Origin of the sequence: Paenibacillus sp. FSL H8-0079, from assembly GCF_037991315.1 — a bacterium.
Classification (GTDB): domain Bacteria; phylum Bacillota; class Bacilli; order Paenibacillales; family Paenibacillaceae; genus Paenibacillus.
Genome location: NZ_CP150300.1, coordinates 6,192,489 through 6,209,889 on the forward strand (window position 1 = coordinate 6,192,489; position 17,401 = coordinate 6,209,889).

The following is a 17,401-nucleotide window of genomic DNA, read 5'->3' on the forward strand; positions in this document are numbered from 1 at the left end:
TCGCTACTCCGATGACAGAACAACCTTCCGATCGCTGTTATCCCCAAATTTTTTTATTTACTTTATATAAAGGTGAAAATCTGGGGATAAGCTTATGCTTCCGATGTAGCTTTCTTGCAGAAAGCTTTTAGGCGAACACTTCGCTTCTTCAGGTTATTTCTGCCCTCTACGTTTTCGTGTAAAAGATTAGTACTACTTATATAGTAGATAAAAAATGTAGCGTGGGTTACAGGGATCACCCCTGTAACCCACGCTTATTTGTTGTTAGGAGTGACTTTCATGATGGTTGTACATAATCGATTGGAATGGAGACAGGTGTGCTGATATGCAACAACCACCTTTGAATAATGAGACCATTGTAGTATGAAAGCAAGGACTCCGGTTTCTTGTGTGCTTTTCCGGATTATAACTATAATATGAGGTGAAATCAGGCACAGACCGCTCGCATATCACTCACCCTATTATTTGAATAGCTCATACGGAGGGGATTTAGATGCCGGAACAACGTATATCTGAATTGATGGATGAACTGGATGTTTTGCTAGAGGAAAAGGTACAAGATGAGGAAAACCGAGAGCTCTTAGAGGCATATCGCGAGTTTGATGGCGTGACGGATGAGCAGCTTGACGCATTCGAGCGTGAACATGGTATTCGATTACCTGCTGATTTTCGTGCATTCTATAAATGTAAAAATGGGAGTGGTTATGGCTTTCACGTCTTGTATCCAAGCCTTGAGGAAGGACGAGAATCCGAGCCATTTTACCTGTTATCCCTGGAAAAGATTCAAAAGGAACAGTCCACGCTGGTGGAGAACCGCCTGGATGATTATTATACCGAGGAAGAGATCCGTGAGCTTGATCCCCGAATCAAACCCTACCTTTTTCAAAAGAAATGGATCACGTTTGGCATGCTTGGAGGTGGCTCACTGTATCTGATGTTCGACTTTGATCCGACAGAGCAAGGAACGGTTGGACAGATTATTATGTACGTACATGATCCGGATTTTGTATATTATGTCGCTGGGACGTTTACCGAACTATTGGAACAGTCCAATCGGAATTTACGTGCCTTGGAGGCTATCGAGTACTGAGTTGCACATGGTGATATGACCTTTTTTGCATAATGCTGGGATATGTCAAAGCGGTTATAATAACATTTAGTGGAAATGCACATGCTGTATAGATAAGACTGCCTTTTCTACACCTAATACATTGATCTGGGAGGAACATACGAAGTGGCTGAACAACCGAAGTCTGAGAGCTTTATGTCTCTCGTCAAAAAAGGAAACACATCCTCCGCCGTAGCGATGGCAGGTAATGCTGTACTTGCTGTGTGCAAAGGGGGAGCCTTCCTATTCAGTGGCAGTGGTGCCATGTTCGCTTCGGCGATGCATTCACTCGCTGATGCTATTAACCAAGGGTTTGTATTTGTCGGAAGTGTGTTGTCCGAGAAAAAACCTACACGCCGCTTCCCGACCGGATTCGGACGGGTCATTAACATTTTCTGCATGATCGCCGTTATTGTCGTGACAATTATGGCCTATGAGACGATTCATGAGGGGATTCACCTGCTCCAACATCCTGCCGGTCATTCCGGTGGGCTCTGGATTAACATTGGTGTGCTCATCTTGAACATTCTGATCGACGGGGCCATTCTGATCAAAGCCATGAAGGAAATTCTCAAAGAAGCACGCGCACCCAAAGCCACCGGATTTGCCCTGGTACCTGCTGCCATCAAGAATGTAGGCCGTGCTGCACCACCAACACGTCTCGTATTCTACGAAGATGTTGTCGCTGTACTTGGTGCCCTGCTTGCACTGATCTCTGTCGTGGTCATTGCCTTGACCAATTTTGCATTGCTTGATGGCATTGTGACGACGATTATTGGATGTCTGATGATCGCTGTAGCTTTCCGTGTCGGTTACGATAATATGATCGGATTGATCGGTGTTGCGGCTCCGCAGGATATTGAGGACAAAGTGTCCCAAACCATTCTCGCAGACACGCACGTTGCCGATATTCAGATGATGCGTATCATCCAGGAAGGCCGCTATTATCATGTGGAAGGTCTGATTGAACTGACCAAAGGACTCAGCCTTGCCGATGCAGATGACATCAAGTTCCGTATTCAGGAGAAGTTGATGACCGATCCCGACATCGCCGACGCAGCCATCTCCATTATTGAGGATGACGGCGTGAACAGCTGGGGCAAGAAACATTCGGACGTGGTGAAATAACGAGCTTCTCTTTTGATGACTCAGCTTTACCATTCAGTAGTTGCTCAATTTAAGTTTAACTGTTGACTAAACAGTCAACGAATCGTATATTATTAATAACAGATCTCGCCCGCACCTCTGCTTATGCATGTGGAACAGGGCGAGACATTTTTGCGTTATGGGGGTATTTTCCTTGCCAGATGAGATTCAGCTACGCGAAATGAAAGCGCCTACTACATATGAAGAACAGCTCGAAAAGTTTAGAAACCGAAAAATGACAATTGAAAATGAAGTAGAAGCGATTACAATCCTGAAACGCATTCATTATTACAGGTTTACTGCATATGCCTTAACTTTTAAACAGGATACTTCGGACAACTACATTGAAGGAACGACTTTCAACAAAGTGTATAAGCATTATTTGTTTGATGCAGCCCTTAGAAATCACTTTATGAAGATTGTCGAGTACATCGAGATTGCCTTAAGATCACAAATTTCATACAAGCTCGCCCACAAGTATGGTGCTCTTGGATATACGAATGCCGCTAATTTTTCTAAAATTCAATTTCACCAACGCTTTATGGAGGATTTGCGAAAATGCATTCAAAAACAGCACAAAGAAGTGCTTATTGCTCATCATAGAGAGAATTACCAAGATAGATATCCTATCTGGGCAGCCTTTGAAGTCAGTACAATTTCTATGATGTCCTCACTCTATAAAAATTTAAAAACGTCTGACAAGAAATCTATTGATCGAGAATACTACCCTTCTCGAAACATAAGTTATAGGGAACTCGAGAACTGGTTCCACGTCTTAACTGTTTTTAGGAATAGATGTGCTCACTACAGCAGACTTTTTAATTATAGAATCCCTGTTACCATAAGATACACACGAAATGATGAATTATTAGGCTTAGACAAAGCCTTTCTTTTTGGAGCTATCTACAATGCGAAGTACCTGATAAAGGATAGAACAATCTGGGATAGTTGGGTGACTGAGCTATCCTCATTAATCGAAGCTTACACTATAGTTGATATATCCCTTTTGGGATTCCCTACAAACTGGGAGCATCTGCTACGAAAGCAATGATAATTCTGTCTTGCAACATGCAAGTCTAAATCACATTGTTCTGTGTAACTTGTTCACCACCGTTTGGCACGGATTGTCTGCACGAAAAAACAGCTGAGCATCTTTCGAACCTAGACTTTGGTCTAGGTTCACTTTAACTCCAAAGACGGAGGATAGACTTTTCCAGTTCATGGTATGCTGTGAATAACGAAAGTAATGGTTCTACATACAACCGTTCGGAAATTGATGTTTTATTAAGAAGGAGAGATATTATGGCTAAACGTACGATCCTTGCGCCTGTTCTCATTTTGCTGGGCGTGTACCTGATTCTAAACCAGGGAGGTTCACTCGGTCCGGGTACGATCTTTGCGACCTTCTGGCCCACGTTATTCGTGATTCCACTCGGACTGTTCTTCCACTGGCTGTACTTCTCCATGATTGGCAGAGGGGTTGGACTGCTGGTTCCCGGTGGGTTGCTGCTCACCGTTGGTATTGTGTGTCAGATCGCGATGCTGTTTAACAACTGGGGTACGATGTGGCCGGGCTTCATTCTGGCTGTTGCTGTTGGTTTGTTTGAATTGTATTGGTTCGGTGGTCGGAACAAATGGTTGCTGATCCCCATCAACATTCTGACGGTGATATCATTGCTGTTCTTCGCCGTGATGTCGATTGGTACGATGCTGAGCAGCTTGAGCTTTATCCAACCGTTTGTGGCGATTGTGCTGATTATGGGTGGGGCTTGGATCATGGTGGGTCGCAAAAAGCGCATGTAGTGTCATTCATATAAGATGAATAGGATGCGGGGTCACACTGAGCCACTCCGCGTGCAGAATAATCTTTCGATCGCTGTTATCCCCGGATTTTTTTTATTCCCCTTTTACAATGGGAAAATCCGGTGATAAAGGCGAACGCTCCGCTTCTATAGCTTATTTCTGCCCGCTCCGTTAACGTGTGATCTTAAATGTTCATCTTATATGGCACTTCAAGCGCTATTGCTTTGAAGTAAGTAATAGAAAAGGGTTGCTGCTCGTCATTCAAGTGAAATGACGAGCAGCAACCCTTTTTGTCTTTTTTGCAAATCTAACGAACTGTGCACACGTTATTGGTGGTTATTTACTGTGCATTTTAAACTCCAGGAACAGGTCGTTATAATGCGAGAGCATTTTTTTACCCAGATTATCGTAGACCTCCAGCTTACCTGTCAGTGTCTCGTCTGGATAGAAGCGTTCATCCTCGGAGATGTCCTCTGGCAGTAACTTAAGTGCCTCCGAATTCGGAGTGGAATAACCTACATATTCCGCATTGCGAGCGGCATGATCCGGGTCCAGCATGAAGTTGATAAACTGGTGTGCCCCTTCAATATTACTTGCCGTCTTCGGAATAACCATGTTATCGAACCAGAGGTTTGAGCCTTCTTCAGGCACCATGTAATCCAACTTTTCGTTCTCATCCATAATCTCGGATGCATCCCCGGACCACACGAGTCCAACCGCTGCTTCCTCATTCGCGAGCAGCATCTTGATCTCGTCTCCGACAATTGCTCTGACGTTCGGTGTCAATGTCGACAGCTTCTTCAGTGCTTCTTGCAGATGGTCTTCGTTGGTATCGTTCAGGGAATAGCCGAGACTGTTGAGCCCCATACCAATGACTTCACGTGCACCGTCAAGGAGCAAGATTTGATTTTTCAGACGTGTGTCCCACAGGTCATTCCAGCTATCAAACGTCAACCCATCCACCAGTTCGGGATTGTACACAACCCCCACCGTTCCCCAGAAATAAGGGATAGAGTACTTGTTGCCTTCATCAAAGGACAAGTCCATGAATCGCGGATCAATGTTGTCCAGATGAGTTAATTTGCTATGATCGAGTGGAACGAGCAGGTCTTCTTCTTTCATTTTGCTAATCGCATATTCGGAAGGAATCGCCACATCAAACGTGGTGCCCCCCTGCTCGATCTTGGTCAACATTGCTTCATTGGAGTCAAACGTCTGATAGATGACCTTAATGCCGGTCTCGTCTTCAAACTCCTTAAGCAGATCCGGGTCGATATAATCGCCCCAGTTATAGATGGTCAGCGTGTTGCCGCCAGAATACCCCTGACTCTTGTTCAGATACGAAGCCAGAATCATTAAGGCAAAGGCGGCCACAAAAACAATTGCAAATGTCCGTACCAGTTGCTTCATGGACGCAGCCCCTTTCCTCCGGGTGGTATCCGTGTTGCACGGCGGTTAATGAAGTAATATCCGACTACCAGCAGCACCGTGAGCAGGAACAAGAGGGTTGATAGCGCGTTGATTGACAACGATACACCCTGCCTTGCTCTGGAGTATATTTCTACAGAGAGTGTAGAGTACCCATTACCCGTGACGAAGAATGTTACTGCAAAATCATCGAGCGAGTACGTCAATGCCATGAAGAATCCAGCAAAAATACCCGGTTTCACGTATGGCAACACCACGCGCGTCAGAATCTGCCATGAACCAGCGCCCAGATCGCGCGCTGCATCCATCAGTGTTGGGCTCATTTCCTGCAGCTTTGGCAGTACCATGATTACAACGATCGGTACACTGAATGCGATATGAGACAGCAGGACCGAAATGAAGCCCAGTTTGATGCCAATCATGGTGAACAGAATCAGGAATGATGCACCAATGATGACATCGGGACTCACGATGAGCACGTTATTGAGTGACAACAACGTATTTTTGGTCCGTTTGCGACGCACATGGTAGATTGCCAGTGCTCCTGCAACACCAAGGATTGTCGAGATCGCTGATGACAGCAGCGCAATGATAAATGTATTCAGCACGATGATGAGCAGCCGTGTATCGGCGAACACCTCTCTGTACCATTCGAGCGTGAATCCTTCGAAGCTGCGCATATGGCCGCCACTATTGAAGGAATAGAAGATCAGGTACGCAATCGGTGCGTACAGTATGGCGAATACAACGGCTAGGTAGACGTTAGACAGCTTTCCGTTTCTTCCCATTACGCACCTCCTTCTTGCCTGATCCAGTCAGGAACATAATAATCGCCATCGCAATAATCAAAAAGACGGCAATCGTTGAACCCATCCCCCAGTCCTGGGTGACGAGAAAATGCTGTTCAATCGCTGTTCCCAGCGTAATTACACGGTTCCCCGCAATGAGGCGGGTAATCATGAACAGAGACAGCGCAGGAATAAATACAGCCTGACAGCCTGATTTTACTCCACTAATGGTCAGTGGAAAGATAACCCGGCGGAAAGTCAGCCACGACGAGGCCCCCAGATCCCGCGCCGCGTAGATTAACGATGGATTCATCTCTTCCAACGCATTGAAGATCGGCAGAATCATGAATGGAATGAAGATGTACACCGAGACAAAGATAAAGCTGAAGTCGGTGAACAAAATCTGCTGTGTACCAATACCCACGACTTCAAGTAGAGAGTTGGTCAGGCCGTACGTTCCGAACAGGCCGATGAAGGCGTACGCTTTTAACAAGAGATTGATCCAGCTTGGCAGAATGATCAGCAGCAACCATAGCTGCTTGTGCTTCGTCCGGGTCAGCATATACGCTGTCGGGTAGGAGATTAGCAGCGAGAACGCCGTAATCAGAAATGCATACCAGAACGAACTGAGCGTCATCTGTAAGTACACCGGTGTGAAGAACCGGGCGTAGTTGCCAAACGTAAAGTTGCCCTCTACATCGAAGAATGAATAATAGATGACCAGCAGAACCGGCGCCACAACAAACAACACCATCCATAATACATATGGAATCAGATACGCATTGCGTGTGCTGGCCTTAGTCTGCATGAGCGGCCTCTTGGTAGGCTTCGAGTCGTTTGTCGAACTCTTCCTCGGTCTCGTTAAAGCGCATGACGTGTACAGCTTCCGGGTCAAAATACAGTCCAATCCGCGCGCCGACAACGGCTTTCTTGGTTGAATGAACAAGCCACTCATTGCCCGCATCGTCGTACGTGGATATCTCGTAATGCACCCCGCGGAATAACTGGGAGTCCACATTAACCTTGAGCTTGCCTTGGTCTTCGGTTGTAATCTCCAGATCCTCTGGGCGAATGACAATCTCTACCGGCTCGTCCCGCTGGAGACCCTGATCGACACACTCGTGCTGTGCGCCAGCGAATTCCACCACAAAGTCCTGCTTCATTTTGCCCGATACAATGTTCGATTCCCCAATAAAGTCTGCCACAAAACGGTTAATCGGTTCATCATAGATATCATTCGGTGTACCACTCTGTTGAATCACACCGCCATTCAGGACAAATATCTCGTCCGACATCGCCAAGGCCTCTTCCTGATCATGCGTAACAAAGATAAACGTGATGCCCAGTCGCTGTTGCAGCTCCCGCAGCTCATACTGCATTTCGGTCCGCAGCTTCAGATCGAGTGCCGAGAGCGGCTCGTCCAGCAGCAGAATTTCAGGCTCGTTCACAATGGCTCGTGCAATCGCAACACGTTGTCGTTGTCCGCCGGACATTTCGCCGATTTCACGGTTTTCATAACCGGATAGATTGACGAATTTGAGGGCTTCCAACACTTTGCTGCGAATTTCAGCCGTTTTCATCTTTTTGATCCGCAAACCAAAAGCCACGTTCTCAAATACATTCAAATGTGGAAATAACGCGTAATCCTGAAATACGGTATTCACCTGCCGCTGGTGGGCAGGCACCCGGTTGATAAGCGCACCGTTAAAATAAATACTGCCCTGTGTCGGCTCCGCAAAGCCGGCAATCAGCCGCAATATCGTTGTTTTCCCGCAGCCCGATGGGCCAAGAAGCGTATAAAATTTACCCCGCTCAATCTCAAAGCTGACCGCCTTCAATACGGCTTCATCCTGATCGTATTGCTGAGTCACCGCTTCGAAGCGGATAATCGGTTGTTGTTCTGACATGCTTCACATCGCCCCCTTATACTTGAGGTTTACCTTAAGAAACCTTATCCATTATACACGACTTTAATTCAGCCATGATTCGAATAAGGTTAATGTAACTCATTTTTTTGCGTTTTGAAAGACATTCAGGTAAAATGCGCAATCAAGAAAAACCACCGGCAATAGGTAGGAACCTTCCGGTGGCTTCATTAACTCAAGCTACGTATACACTTATTATAGTACAAACAGACGAATGAAAACGTCAACTCAAACCTTTACTTCAGAAACAGAATATTACTCGATCAGACCTGATTTTTGCAAAAGCCTTTGGATAATCGTTGCTGCTTCAGCGCGAGTCATGTTCGCCTTGGGTGACAGTGCTGCTTCGCTTCTGCCAGAAATTACACCAGCTTTCACGCTTTCTGCAGTACCCGCTTGCGCCCATGGAGATACTTGAGATGCATCCCTGAATGAAGATAGCACTTCTGCCGAAGATACTACCGATGGATTAGTGTGCAGACCGGTAAGAATCATCGCTTTAGTAAGGATCACCATGGCCTGTTCACGCGTAATCTTGTCAGTCGGCTGGAACGTACCATCCTGATAACCATCAATTAGCTGGTACACATAGGCCGTGTTGATCGCTGAATGATGCCAGTCCGAACCATTAACATCAGTAAACGGCACTGTTCCTTCCTCTTTCGCCTGTACAAGCCCCAGGCCACGTACGAGGATTGCCGCGAACTCGGCTCGGGTAACTTCCTGATCCGGGCTAAAGTTTGCGCCGCCTAACCCTTCGATAATTAACCGTGATCCCATGTCATTCACCGCCGCTTTGGACCAGTGTGTCGTGACATCGCCAAATTCAACCGGGTTCCATACGACAGCATACATGCTATTGGTTAAGCTATTGATTTGCGCATAATATTGCCCATCAATATTCATCACTTTAGTAGGTACATGTCGAACCCTTCCGTCCGGATCAATCACAACGCCTGTTGTAAGCTTGGTTCGATCTACCCCTTCCGGGATGGAGAGATTACGTTGTACATAGGCATTAAATTTTGATAAGACCTCCGCGTTGTCCCCATAAACTACTCGGATTGTAAAATTCAGTGGCGGAACCACCATCGATAGTTTGGCTGTTGCCAATGCGTTCTCCACCATCTTCAATTGATCTTTTTTCGGAACGGCAATCTCGATCTGAACCTTGACATCTTCCAGATGAACTGAAGATCCTGCCTGATTTAAAGTGGAATTAATTCGGATTTCTTTTGCAGGAATTCTGTAGATTGCCTGTCCCGTCCTAATCTCCACAATAGCATCCTTGCTAACCATACTCTTCACCATTTGACCATTCAATTCACCGATCACTACCTCCGATGTGCCACTGATCGGAATCGTGATGACAGCGCCTTGACCTTCTGTTGCCAGCCTAGCCTCCAATTTCTGCTGATCTACAATTAGAGTGGTAATCTTCTGGTTATCACGCTCAATCGTTGTGATTATACCCGCTCGCTCAGCCTTACCATTGATCAGAATATCGGCTCCGCTCCCTGCCGCCGTTGTTGTAACTATAGCTGATGGTGGCGTTGGTGAAGAAGAGCCACTGCCGCTACCACTGTTACCGCCACCATTTCCGGTACCCCCTCCGCTACTGCCGGATGATATCGGTGTGACCATCACCTTATTCGAGTCTTCACTCAAGCCTACCCTGTTACCCGCTTTGACCTTAAAGTAGTAGGTAGTTCCGTTAGTAAGGCCGTTCACGCTGTATGTCCCGTCAAATACCTTCGCCACTGCATCTTCGTTGATGAAATTCGAGTCCATCGATTGGTAGACGTTATAGTATGTAGCTCCTGTTACTGTATTCCAATTCAGATCCACCTTGCTGTCTCCACCCGATGCAATCAGGTTTTGTGGAATGCCAGGAAGACTCGGCCCCTGCAACGTTATTTTCCCAGGCACCAACGTTTTAATCATTTCAATACCATCTACTGTAGTCACAGAGAAATACAGCACGTCTTCGGTCTGAACGGTCAATGCCTTGTCTTCTATGGTTGCCTCTTCCCTAATCTTGAAGGTGATCGTGAACAGCTTGTCTCCACTCTGAATTGGTGTGTCACCACCATCACTATCTGCCCAGGCCACCTTCAGCCAACCTGCCGTGTTATTATAATTTGAATCAACATAGTCACCCGCTTCTTCCGTAATATGCTGCACTTCCAGTGCAGCAGCATCGTAATCGATCCGCAGACTGTAACTGCCGATTCCGGTTGTTGTACCGGACACGGTTACCGGAACTTCTACCGTTTCACCTTCAGAGCCACTTGTCGAGCCAATATTGATCTGTGCTGTAGGCTGCGGGGCAATAACCGTAATTTTCCCGGCGATACCGGAAGAACCATCGGCTTGGATTCCCCCTTCATACAGATCATGCTTCACCACAGTGATCTCCAAGTCTCCAGAACTGACATCATCCTTGATTTTGAAATGAAGCGTTGCTACGAGTTCTTTTGTAAATAAAGCGTTCGTTGAAAGTTCCGCAGACAATTCTATTATTCCGGGAGTCGATGTGATGATCTCATACGTTTCATTCGAGGCTACTCCAATCTCATCCGTGACTTCACTGCCTGAAACCAATTCCAACATATTTTCATCATATCCAAGCGCAATATCGAACTTCTCAATCATATCTTCCGGCGTTACATATATCCCTATACTGACTTCTTCCCCCGGTAAGCCCGAAGCAGTACCCACCTCAACCACATTAGTTACTGCCGGTGCAGCCTCTACTGTCATACTCATGGACAGCAGCATGCTCGCCACCAGCAATATTGACACCAACCTTCTAGTGAGATTCGCTTGTTTGGTGAAAAAATATGTATACATCTGCTCACCCCTTCCCTGTATATGCTTGCAGAATCATCTGTACATCCAATTCATCCAATACTCCATCACCATTCATGTCCAGTGCATCCTGCTGTTCCGGGGTCAATGTGATCTTGCCCTTGAGGTATCTGGTCAGTAGCAACGCATCCGCAGCAGTAACCCGACCATCACCATCAGCATCTCCCTTTATAATCTCTGGTGCATAGAACGCTGTATACATAATCGATGTATTTATGATTGTAAGTGAGAGTTCCTCACTACTAAGCTTGGTTGTCCCGCCATCGCTGCTCCAGCCCGTGAACCTGTATCCAGTGTGGGGTGTTACTGCCGGCACTGCTGACGGGGAACCGCCGTTAGAGACTGTCTCTTGAGCCATCCCGCTGAGCATTCCGTGCTCTCCCGGCAGATAGCTCACCGTTACGCTGGGCGTTGTCCACTTGGCATACAATTTGACACTTGCATTCCTGATCGTAAACGTGTCTCCCGGCAGATAATTCGTTCCGTTGCCATCTGCGGAAGTATTCCAGCCAGCAAAGACATAACCTAACTTCTCCAGGTTGCCTGTATTGCCGGATACCGTCACGCTCGCCTGGTTATCATACACATTGCTGTCAATTGGCACACTGCCCACGGATGCACCACTGCTGTCGTAGGTCACCGTACTGGCCTCTGCAAACCTCATCATGGTGAGTCCTTGACCATGTAAGCTATCTTTATAAGCAACGAAAGGCACACCATCATCTATGGCCAGCATCGTATTATTGACCAATCCAGCGGAGAAACCTGCATTACCCACCCGTTCCCATTCGCCATCATCCGGACTGTATTTCATCACCGTAGCTTTTGCGGAATTGACATTATCTCGAAAAGAAATAAAAGGCGTACCGTCTTCACTAAAAGCTAAACTTGTAAAAGAGACTGCTCCAGCAGAGAAACCTTCATTCCCTACAGGCATCCAGCCACCCGGCTCGTTATAAGTAATAACCGTCGCCCGATTGCCCTTGGTATTATCAGTTATAGCGAGGTATGGCTTACCATTATAAATCGCATACGAAAGGGGGTTGTTTACATTGGAATTGAACTCGCCACTGCCTAACTTAATCCATCCATTCGATTCCGAATATTTCATAATAACGGTTTGAGTTCCGTTATAGTTATATTGATAGATAAACATAGGAATTCCGTCATTCACTTCCATATACATATCTGAAGGCACGTCTTCCAGATAGATTTTGTCTCCAAACGGCTCCCAGTTGCCGGTAGTTTGATTAAGCTTCATAACAAACAACTGTTTATTATTGGTATAAGCCATATAAGGCACGTCATTTTGGTCTAATGCCACCGCAGGAGAGGCACCCGATGAGAAGAAGGCGTCGTTCGGATTGCCAACAGGCGTCCACCCACTCCCCTCGCTATACTTCAACACCGTTGCTCTGGAATTATGTGATCTATCCGAGTAGGTGATGTAAGGAACCCCATTATGAATGGTAATCGGGGTAGTATAGAATGTTTGTTCGTTAATACCTGTATTATCGAGCTTCTTCCAGCCATCCGTGCTTGTATACCTCATGACATTTAAACTGCCGTTTACGCCTTGAAAAGTCACATAGGGAATGCCATCTTCCATCGCCATCTTGGGATAACTTATATATTCGTTATAGAACCCTTCGTCGCCCACCGGCTTCCAGATCCCTGAAGCGGCATAAGCGCGATCCGCCTCCCGTGTCTGGAATGCAGATACAGAGCCGATGATTAATACCAAAGCCAATATAATGCCTACTGTTTTTCTTGCGCTCAGGATACTCATGTTCATTTGTCTCTTCCTTCCCTTTTGCAGATTTGTAGTATCAATAAGTCATACCGTGTTTTCCAGGTATGCTTCATTAGTCACCTCATATCCGCTGATTCTTTTGTCCCATTGCTTAATGCCCAGTATAAAAAATGTCACCTTAAAAAAACCTTAAAAACCACAACATTTCGACAAAAAAGGCCTCATCTATTGATGAGACCCTGTTGGGTTCAATATTCTGCATGAAATTCAAGAGCTCTCGGTGATGAACCAGCTAGAGCAAGGCAGTAGGGATGCGCACAGTAACCTTCGTTCCTTCTCCCAGCTCGCTCTCCAGTTCTAGAGAAATGCCGTATTCATGCATCAATCTTTTGTTAATATTCAGCAAGCCTACTCCTTGAGGCTCATGGATCTCAGCTCGATGCAGCAGCGACTTCAACCGTTCCGGTTCGATTCCAACGCCATTATCGACTACAATAAATCTCCAATCCCCCGCCGACACCTCTGCAATCAAAGTAACCGTTCCTCCCTCGGGCCGTCCTCCGATGCCATGCCGTATTGCATTTTCGACCAACGGCTGCAACAGCAGCGGCAAGATACGCAAATCATGAGCACCATCTGCAATATCCGCTTCAAAGCGGATGCGATCCTTAAAACGCGCCTGCTCAATGGCAACATAGGTACGGATTAATTCAAACTCCTCTGTAAAAACAACCCGCTCATCCGCATTACTGAATCGGAAGCTACCGCGCAAGTAATCCGCCAGATCCACAATCATGCTCCGTGCGCGTTCGATATCCGTATAACTTGATGCCACGATACTATTTAACACGTTGAACAAAAAGTGGGGCTTGATTTGTGATTGCAGAAAGGCTACTTCCAGATGGATCGCACGTCCGAGCGATTCTTTCATCGCCAGCAGGCTCCCGATTCTCGCCTTAAGTTCCTCCACATCAAACGGCTTCGGTAAATAATCATTCGCTCCTGCCTGAAAAGCGGCCACCTTATCCTGCGGTTGAATGGCCGCCGTCACCATAAGAACGGGTAGTTCCAGTGGCGAGTATCGTTCTCGAATGCGCTGGCATACCTCATAACCCGACATGCCCGGCATCATCAAGTCGAGAATAACCAGATCGATTTTACCGGATTGTTGCATCTGCTCCAATGCCTCATGTCCATTTTTGACTGCGATCACACGATAATTGAGCACTTGTAGAGCATCAATCAGCACCTTCAGATTCTCATACTGGTCATCAGCAATCAAAACCGTATGCTTCCCGGAATAATTTGAATAATATGGTGTATCGAAGGAATATCCTTTGGACTTGGGTACCACCTCAGTGCTGGCAAGCATTGATTTCGCAGCACTATTATGATCTGCGATGGGCATCGTGATTGTGAAGATAGAACCAACCCCAGGCGTAGAAGAAACCTTAAGTGTGCCGTGCTGTAGCTCAATCAGTTGCTTGGCAATGGGTAGCCCTAATCCAAAACCGCTTTGCTGACTCTCGCCGGGGGACTTGAACGGTTGGAAGATCAGCTCAATATCTTGCGGTTCGATGCCTCTGCCTGAATCCTGCACTGCAATTTCAAGCTTGCCTCCACTCTCTTTACCTGTTATTACAACACTTCCGTTCTCGGCATTCTTAATCGCATTATCCAGCAAATTGCCCATTACCTGACTTAGACGATTCTCATCGGCCAATGCAGAAGGCAGATTAGCAGGAATCAGGTTGACCAGTTGAATCTTGCGCTCAGCGGCAAGGTAGGAGTAAAAACGCACCTGCATCTCCACAACCGAACGAATATCAATGGGTGCTGGAACCATTCTGAGTTCGCCCTGTCTCAGCTTGGACAAGTCCAAAATGTCGTACACCAGCTGTGATAATCTTTTCGTCATGTCGGTCATCAACTGCAATTTTTCCCGCTGCTCAACCGTAGGAGGGTATGTAGCATCATTAAGCATAGAGCGTGAAATATTCATAACCACATGAAGTGGTGTCTTGAATTCATGTGAAGTTCGGGCAAGAAAGTCATCCTTAACGCGATCCACTTCCAGCAATTGCTCTGATAACACCTCTATTTTATGAAAAGCATTGGAGAAGCGAAGCGACATTAGCAGAGCTAGCATTAGGAGTACTAAAAAGGGTTCAATCGGCGCAAGCTCATAAACCGGTACGCCAAAGTAGAAATTCATATTCTGTTTCAATATCAGAACATTCAGAGCCATAGCTGCTAAGGCCAAATATCCACTGCCAGCAACTCGCTCAAGAGCAGCCAGCACGAATACGTATGTTGCATACAGCAAGGAAAAGGTGACATAGAACGTCGTAAACTGTCGGAATGCACCAAAAGTTAACAAAGGTCCAAACAAACTGTGAAGCACGATGAGCAGTCCGCCTACCATCAATCCTCCTTGAAGGATCCGTTTGAAAACATAGGGACGGAAAGCTGTATACAGGTAGAGGTAAAATCCAAAGGCGCCCCCCACGGCAGATACGATCTGAATACGAAAATATAACCAGAATGGCAATGGGCCAACGATCTGGAACAATACTCTTTCACCGCCGACGCTTGTAAACAAGGCAATCAGCGCACACACGATTCCAAATACGAGAAGAGAACGATCATGTCGTCTCTGAGAGTATAAACCGATAAAATACAAACCCATAATCAAAAAGGCGGTTACCGTAATCCAATCATGAGCCAAAGCTTTGTCACGAAGCCCGGATATTTGATCAGCTTCACCTAATACAATGGGTTCAATAATCCCGCTACTGGCGAAGAATTCATGATTAGCTACCTGAAGTAATATTTCATTAACACCCGGTTTCAGCATGAAATAGCTTACATTGGGTTTATTGAGGGCTGAGTACTCCCCTTTTTCACCCGGATTCCCACTAGAACTGACCAATTGTCCATTCATGTACAATTTATTGGATACGACAATGGATGCCGTTTTGATCCCATATATCCTACTCGCGTACCTGTCGTTAATTTCCAGCTGCAAGCGATAAGTTGCCATGCCATTCATTGGCATCAGTCCAGACCACGAACCTGGTACCATAATCCGGGAAGGCTTCAGTGCATCTTCCATGAGAAAGGAGGAAAAATCACGATGGGTTAACAGCCTGTCCGGATATATCTCCCATTCCCCATTCAAGGGAATCATGCCATCTTCTGCGAATGTCCAAGACGTTAAATCCATGACACCATTTACGGCGGTGAGAGCTTCTTTCTTATTCATTGAGAAGTATGTAAGTAAAATGCTGTACGTGGCGACCAATAATAAAATAGTGATCAGAGCCGCGGCAATTTTTTTTCTCATGAACCCTGCCTCAACGCATTGACTTTAGTTTGTCTAATCAATTGCAGTGTCTCTTCTTCCAGTTCAGTTCCTAACTGCGAACATACCGCGTCTTCCAGCTGTAAGCACACACGGTTGGCTTCATTTCGATTCCCCATTTCCAGATGCATTCTGATTAACTCACGCCCGTCCTGTTCCGAATCAGGAGTAATGGTCAGAATGCGTTCCAGACTATTTACGGCTAGAGCTATCTGACCCTGGAAGCGAAAATGTACATGCCATTTACGAAGTGCACGAACATAAGCAGACTGAATCTCCATTCGTCTCGCCTCAGCCCATCTGAAATCACAAGCTTCCATGTATTCCCCTTTGTAAATCAGGTTTATGCTGTCATATAAGGTAGTATCCCATTCCTTTTCCAACCTTGTGTCATAAGGATACTGGCTTAACATTTGTTCGAATCCCTTCGCATCAATCTGCACCGCCTCGCAATCTGCCACAAAACCTTGATTGGCTTTATGAATGCGTATTGGAATATTGTGCTCAGCAAGACTTCTTCTTAAATAGGAAAGACAGGTGTATACATACGTCTTTGCCTTTTTTAGATCATAGCCTGGCCAAATGGCTTCCAGAATGGCAGAAGTACTAGAGGATTTTCCTGCATTATGGATCAAATATGCGCAAAGTTCCTTTTCCTTTTTGGTTTTCCAAGGCAGAACCTTTTTCTCGTGACCCGGAAGTTGGATATGGAATCCTCCAAGGCACTGGATCAGTGGAGAATCTTCGTGGCTTTCAGGCGCGGCAGGGCTGGATAGAGAATGTCTTATACGCCCCACCGCATTATGTAATCGTTCAAGGGTGAACGGCTTAAGAAGATAATCCATCGATTGGACTTCAAACGCTTCAACAGCATACTCCGCATAAGCGGTCGTGAATACGATGGGCATATGCGGGGTCATGCGCCTGATCTCCCGCGCGACTTCCATTCCATTCATGCCTGGCATCTGTTGATCCAGGAACACCGCATCAACAGGAGTCTGGCTCAGTGTCTTAACTGCTTCAATCGGATTGATAAACCTTCCAACCACCAATACATTGCCAACTTGTTTGAGTAGAATCTCCAACAAATCGAGTGCGTCTTCTTCATCATCAATAAGCATTACACGAATCATCGTGGTATCTCCTTAGTGCAGGATAGTTAATTTGAGAGTAAGTAACCAAAGTTTGGGTCATTCGAGGCATCAAACATGGTTT

12 protein-coding genes are annotated in these 17,401 nt (G+C 46.2%); 4 read left to right on the plus strand and 8 right to left on the minus strand.

The genetic code is table 11. The features are described from left to right. Window positions 1-493 precede the first annotated feature (493 nt). The 4 genes from MHI06_RS27615 to MHI06_RS27630 all read left to right on the plus strand — a co-directional run bounded on the left by MHI06_RS27615 (window position 494) and on the right by MHI06_RS27630 (window position 4,057). On the plus strand, window positions 494-1,090 hold the full coding sequence (locus MHI06_RS27615; protein WP_340399730.1) for an SMI1/KNR4 family protein: 597 nt from the start codon (window positions 494-496) through the stop codon (window positions 1,088-1,090). 144 nt (window positions 1,091-1,234) lie between these two features. Further along, window positions 1,235-2,236: a cation diffusion facilitator family transporter gene (locus tag MHI06_RS27620; RefSeq protein ID WP_340399731.1), complete on the plus strand. Its 1,002-nt coding sequence runs from the start codon at window positions 1,235-1,237 to the stop codon at window positions 2,234-2,236. Window positions 2,237-2,408: 172 nt separating this feature from the next. After that, a complete protein-coding gene (locus tag MHI06_RS27625) occupies window positions 2,409-3,305 on the plus strand; it encodes an Abi family protein (protein WP_340399732.1) in 897 nt (298 codons plus the stop codon). A gap of 251 nt (window positions 3,306-3,556) precedes the next feature. After that, window positions 3,557-4,057, plus strand: a complete 501-nt coding sequence (locus MHI06_RS27630; RefSeq protein WP_017691802.1) for a hypothetical protein — start codon at window positions 3,557-3,559, stop codon at window positions 4,055-4,057. 336 nt (window positions 4,058-4,393) lie between these two features. Here the strand turns inward: MHI06_RS27630 and MHI06_RS27635 are convergent, their stop codons facing one another. From MHI06_RS27635 to MHI06_RS27670, 8 genes are all read right to left on the minus strand, one after another. After that, window positions 4,394-5,467: an ABC transporter substrate-binding protein gene (locus MHI06_RS27635; RefSeq protein ID WP_340399733.1), complete on the minus strand. Its 1,074-nt coding sequence runs from the start codon at window positions 5,465-5,467 to the stop codon at window positions 4,394-4,396. Next, window positions 5,464-6,273 (minus strand): ABC transporter permease, encoded by an 810-nt coding sequence (locus tag MHI06_RS27640; protein WP_169479878.1) that lies wholly within the window; start codon window positions 6,271-6,273, stop codon window positions 5,464-5,466. Before MHI06_RS27640 ends, MHI06_RS27635 begins: the two co-directional genes overlap by 4 nt. Then, window positions 6,248-7,081: an ABC transporter permease gene (locus MHI06_RS27645; protein WP_017691799.1), complete on the minus strand. Its 834-nt coding sequence runs from the start codon at window positions 7,079-7,081 to the stop codon at window positions 6,248-6,250. The genes MHI06_RS27640 and MHI06_RS27645 overlap by 26 nt, the downstream gene beginning before the upstream one ends. Further along, window positions 7,071-8,180: an ABC transporter ATP-binding protein gene (locus MHI06_RS27650; RefSeq protein WP_036612848.1), complete on the minus strand. Its 1,110-nt coding sequence runs from the start codon at window positions 8,178-8,180 to the stop codon at window positions 7,071-7,073. The genes MHI06_RS27645 and MHI06_RS27650 overlap by 11 nt, the downstream gene beginning before the upstream one ends. A gap of 273 nt (window positions 8,181-8,453) precedes the next feature. Continuing rightward, on the minus strand, window positions 8,454-11,051 hold the full coding sequence (locus tag MHI06_RS27655) for an S-layer homology domain-containing protein (RefSeq protein ID WP_340399735.1): 2,598 nt from the start codon (window positions 11,049-11,051) through the stop codon (window positions 8,454-8,456). A 4-nt stretch (window positions 11,052-11,055) separates the two neighbouring features. Continuing rightward, window positions 11,056-12,864 (minus strand): InlB B-repeat-containing protein, encoded by a 1,809-nt coding sequence (locus tag MHI06_RS27660; protein WP_340399736.1) that lies wholly within the window; start codon window positions 12,862-12,864, stop codon window positions 11,056-11,058. Window positions 12,865-13,114: 250 nt separating this feature from the next. Further along, complete coding sequence (locus MHI06_RS27665) at window positions 13,115-16,168, minus strand: ATP-binding protein (RefSeq protein ID WP_340399737.1); 3,054 nt, start codon at window positions 16,166-16,168, stop codon at window positions 13,115-13,117. Continuing rightward, entirely contained in the window at window positions 16,165-17,319 is a 1,155-nt protein-coding gene (locus MHI06_RS27670; RefSeq protein WP_340399738.1) for a response regulator, read from the minus strand. Before MHI06_RS27670 ends, MHI06_RS27665 begins: the two co-directional genes overlap by 4 nt. Between the last annotated feature and the right edge of the window lie 82 nt (window positions 17,320-17,401).

Bases quoted from the DNA above. Each gene is read 5' to 3' on its own strand.
- MHI06_RS27615 (WP_340399730.1), top strand. From the start codon at position 494: ATGCCGGAACAACGTATATCTGAATTGATGGATGAACTGGATGTTTTG.
- MHI06_RS27665 (WP_340399737.1), bottom strand. From the start codon at position 16,168: ATGAGAAAAAAAATTGCCGCGGCTCTGATCACTATTTTATTATTGGTC.
- MHI06_RS27660 (WP_340399736.1), bottom strand. From the start codon at position 12,864: ATGAACATGAGTATCCTGAGCGCAAGAAAAACAGTAGGCATTATATTG.
- MHI06_RS27650 (WP_036612848.1), bottom strand. From the start codon at position 8,180: ATGTCAGAACAACAACCGATTATCCGCTTCGAAGCGGTGACTCAGCAA.
- MHI06_RS27670 (WP_340399738.1), bottom strand. From the start codon at position 17,319: ATGATTCGTGTAATGCTTATTGATGATGAAGAAGACGCACTCGATTTG.
- MHI06_RS27630 (WP_017691802.1), top strand. From the start codon at position 3,557: ATGGCTAAACGTACGATCCTTGCGCCTGTTCTCATTTTGCTGGGCGTG.
- MHI06_RS27655 (WP_340399735.1), bottom strand. From the start codon at position 11,051: ATGTATACATATTTTTTCACCAAACAAGCGAATCTCACTAGAAGGTTG.
- MHI06_RS27635 (WP_340399733.1), bottom strand. From the start codon at position 5,467: ATGAAGCAACTGGTACGGACATTTGCAATTGTTTTTGTGGCCGCCTTT.
- MHI06_RS27645 (WP_017691799.1), bottom strand. From the start codon at position 7,081: ATGCAGACTAAGGCCAGCACACGCAATGCGTATCTGATTCCATATGTA.
- MHI06_RS27640 (WP_169479878.1), bottom strand. From the start codon at position 6,273: ATGGGAAGAAACGGAAAGCTGTCTAACGTCTACCTAGCCGTTGTATTC.